Consider the following 3,804-nt stretch of genomic DNA (forward strand, 5'->3'; position numbering starts at 1 on the left):
AAGGTGGGCTCGCCTTGAAGATTATACTCAAATGTCTGATACTTTCCGCTCGAACCATAAGATACTTTGCTGAGCAACCCCTGCTCGTTCTCATACTCATATTGCGTGGTCAGTCCGTTGCCCAAAAAGCACTCTTTGCTGTTAATTATATATAGTTTATATATTATTGTCAACAGAATATTGAACGAATAATTGTTCTTTATTGAGTTAAAAAAACGAAACAATAGGGTAGTCATTTGACTACCCTAAAATTTTATGGATTAAATTAATTGCGGTATTGTAAATCTATCTTATCTGCTTATTGGTGCGTTCAGTACTAGCGGCATAACCGCCCCTCCATTTGTGTTACTGTATGGTCTCAATGAATAGCTTAATATTATTTTTTGAAGGCTCACAAGTAACAGAAAATGAACTTTCGTTGTAGTCAAATAGGAGCTGTGTTGACTGTTTTTCAATATTTTTTTTTAACACATTACTGTCCGCCATAGAAAAATAAAAATCTACTACTTCTTGCTCTGATACATTTGTTAAATACACAGCTTGTATCTCTGAGGTACGATATAGAAAAATAGTTTTAGGGGGAAGAGGAACTTTTCTTGTCTGATTGTCAATTACATATGTATATTCAGTACTATTGTTGAATTTAAAATCAATAAATTGTTTAAATTGTGGATTCAATAGATACATAGCTTGGCTGGTAATAGTAATAAAGCACACTGTAAATATTCCTATTATGATTATTTTTTTATATTTAGGAAAAAAATAAATCAATAAAACAATAAATATAACAATGATGAACGTAATAGTTACTAATAATCTAATACTCAAAAATCTCACCTCAATTAATTAAAATTTGCTATTGAAAAACTCGCTAAGCTTTGATTAACAAATTTGTCGTAATCAATATATCTGTTACCATCAACCCAGCCATCATATACTTTAAGAAATTTTTTGGTTTGGCCATTTTTTTCAAACTCACTATAACCTACAACTGTTACTGTATGATTTTCATAATATCCAGATGCAATATTAAGTAATAAAGGCCTTCCTGCATCAATCTCAGTTCTTACAGTATCAAAATTCCAAATATAGATACTTCGGCCTTTACCTTCATATCCATATTTTTCGATAGCATCATTTAGAACATTATTAATTTTTGTTGGGCCTAAGCCATCTTCATCAGAATATCCATATCTTTCTGCAATAGTCTTAAGGTCATTATACAGAGTCATATTGTCTGGTATATTGCTTTTTCCATTTATGTTCCTATGATATGCAAATATTCTTGTGATAGCAGTTAAAGTACAATTATTCGCGTTACGCTGAAAACGATTCATTACAAATCTAGGAACATTTGGTTCAAGTGTTCCCCATCTTTTAGATGACCAACCATTTTGATATTTGTCATTCACATATGCAAAAGAGTCGTAAATACCTCCATACCCATTTTGACCGTTAATTTGTCCTGCTGTTAAGCCTGTAGGATCCACAAACTTCAACGGATTATTCTCACAATAAACATACCAGTTTAATCCGCTCTTAGCCGGGTCCTCACTGATAAACCTGCCGAGCTTGGGGTCGTAATACCGGTTTCTTAAGTAGATAAACCCTGTTTCATTATCGATATACTCCCCGCAGTAGCGGTAAGGGTTATCCTGGGAACCAGAGTGCGACCACTGTTCGCCAAATGCAAAGTATCTATATCCGGCATCCTTTGTGCCGTTTGTATTCAGCGTATATGCTGTGTCGCCGTGGATATCTTTCGCCAGATACGTTGTTGCGGCAGACGTTTTCCGCGCTATAATTCCTCCTATGCCGATTGTGTTGCGGGCGGTGAAATTGGTCCCGTCACTTTCATTAATCGTGTAGCCTCTGTCCCAATAAAACCTTGTGGTTGCGCCGCCGGCTGTTTTCGAGCTTCTGAACCCTTCCGGGTCATAGGTATAGGCACCTTTTTCACGTTTATTTTCTTTATCCGCAATTATTTGGCTCCGGTCGGTCGTTATATGTCATCTATCAGTTTTTAGATATTCTAATCCTACTTATCGTTAATTTAGCAAGCGACATTGCCACTTTTCTTAACAATGTCGCCTGCCTTTTTTATTATTTTTTTATATAACCGATGTCTTCAATCCATTTATTTGCTATAACTTCTGCAGCTTGTTCACTGTTTAAACCAGTTATATCTGTGGTACTTAAAAGTGAATTAAATTCTTCTGTAGTAACCAGCGTAAGTTGAAAATTAGTGTTATCCATACCACCACTTGTATAGACACATGAAACACCGATAATATTAAACGGTGTTACCTTGTTTGAAAGGTACATAAGGCTTTCGAATATCCCATAAACCTCTTTATAAGATCGGTCTATTTTAAAAGCATTTACAATACTTGCATCAATAAATACAATTCGATCTAAGTCTCCTAAGTCTCCAACTTTATTTCTAACTTCATCATTAAATAAATAGGTATCTATCTCATCACTTCCCACCAACTCACAGAAGGCATGTTTATTTGTATGTTTTTTTGCAATTGTATTTATATTATTTCTAAGTTGCTCCTCTGTAACTTCAATTATTTCCATTTGCTTATTCTGCTTTACTTTTTTATTATTTGTATGAATTACAACATATATCCCCGATGTTATAAGTACCAGTGCCAGAAGTATAATCATTATTTTAAATACTTTATTCATAGCCTTTCACCTCCTGATTGGTTAACGCATATTATATACGATATGTGCCACTGTTTTATTTAAATTTCTATTCCAAGGATTCCAATATTGAGTATGTTTATTAAACCCATTACCATTTGTTGTTAAGTCATAAATATAATGTTTTATTGGTGGTGTATACATTCGACCTCTAGTAAAGGTTATTGTCTGAATGGGATCATCAATTAACGCTAAGTCCACAGTCCTGTTGACAAACCAGTTACCTACATACAGATTTGGAGATCCTACCCGTATTATTTTGTTAATGGATGCGCCCCACCCATCTTCATTGAGTTGTTCTGCAGTGCGACTTGCCGCGACACCGCCTCCGCTATATCCAACAAAATTAACAACTTCTTCTCCATTGTATCCATTTATAACCTGCTGTGCCATATCTTTCACTGCATTACCAGGTAAATTCAATGCATTTATACCTACTTGTATAGAATCATCAATCAAACCACCTGATATGGAATCGTCATATGGATAAATTGTGTTTACGTTAACGACACTATTTGGACTTTGGTTTAAAATCTGTGACTTAATTTCTTCACCAACGTATTCAAACGAACCCTGGTTTGTATTAATACCTGCAAAAACAACAATATAATAACTCATCCCTGACGGTTCCAACCCCCACGGATCCACAAACTTCAATGGATTATTCTCACAATAAACATACCAGTTAGAGCCGCTCTTAGCCGGGTCCTCACTGATAAACCTGCCGAGCTTGGGGTCGTAATACCGGTTCCTTAAGTAGATAAACCCTGTTTCATTATCAATATACTCCCCGCAGTAGCGGTAAGGGTTATCCTGGGAACCAGAGTGCGACCACTGTTCGCCAAATGCAAAGTATCTATATCCGGCATCCTTTGTGCCGTTTGTATTCAGTGTATATGCTGTGTCGCCGTGGATATCTTTCGCCAGATACGTTGTTGCGGCAGACGTTTTCCGCGCTATAATTCCTCCTATACCGATTGTGTTGCGGGCGGTGAAATTGGTCCCGTCACTTTCATTAATCGTATAGCCTCTGTCCCAATAAAAACAAGTCGTTTTGCCGCCGGCTGTTTTCGAGCTTCTGAACCCTTCCGG

The 3,804-nt window shown here is 36.3% G+C and carries 4 protein-coding genes; all 4 read right to left on the reverse strand.

Annotated elements, in window-relative coordinates; translation table 11 throughout:
• Window positions 1–345: 345 nt before the first annotated feature.
• Window positions 346–828, reverse strand: coding sequence for a hypothetical protein (locus tag H8698_RS13095; RefSeq protein WP_249313883.1), 483 nt, complete (start codon window positions 826–828; stop codon window positions 346–348).
• A 14-nt stretch (window positions 829–842) separates the two neighbouring features.
• Window positions 843–2,006 carry an RHS repeat-associated core domain-containing protein gene (locus tag H8698_RS13100; RefSeq protein WP_346726851.1) on the reverse strand — a complete coding sequence of 388 codons (1,164 nt, stop codon included), beginning with the start codon at window positions 2,004–2,006 and terminating at the stop codon, window positions 843–845.
• A 97-nt stretch (window positions 2,007–2,103) separates the two neighbouring features.
• The gene (locus H8698_RS13110; protein WP_249313884.1) at window positions 2,104–2,694 is read right to left on the reverse strand and encodes a hypothetical protein; all 591 of its coding nucleotides are present in this window, start codon (window positions 2,692–2,694) and stop codon (window positions 2,104–2,106) included.
• Between the two features lie 21 nt (window positions 2,695–2,715).
• Window positions 2,716–3,804: RHS repeat-associated core domain-containing protein (locus H8698_RS13115; RefSeq protein WP_249313885.1), on the reverse strand; the 1,089-nt coding region annotated here is incomplete at its 5' end.

It is taken from the genome of Congzhengia minquanensis (genome assembly GCF_014384785.1).
Lineage (GTDB): Bacteria > Bacillota > Clostridia > UBA1381 > UBA9506 > Congzhengia > Congzhengia minquanensis.

Excerpts from the sequence above, each read along its gene's own strand:
- H8698_RS13110 (WP_249313884.1), bottom strand. The coding sequence starts at position 2,694 with ATGAATAAAGTATTTAAAATAATGATTATACTTCTGGCACTGGTACTT.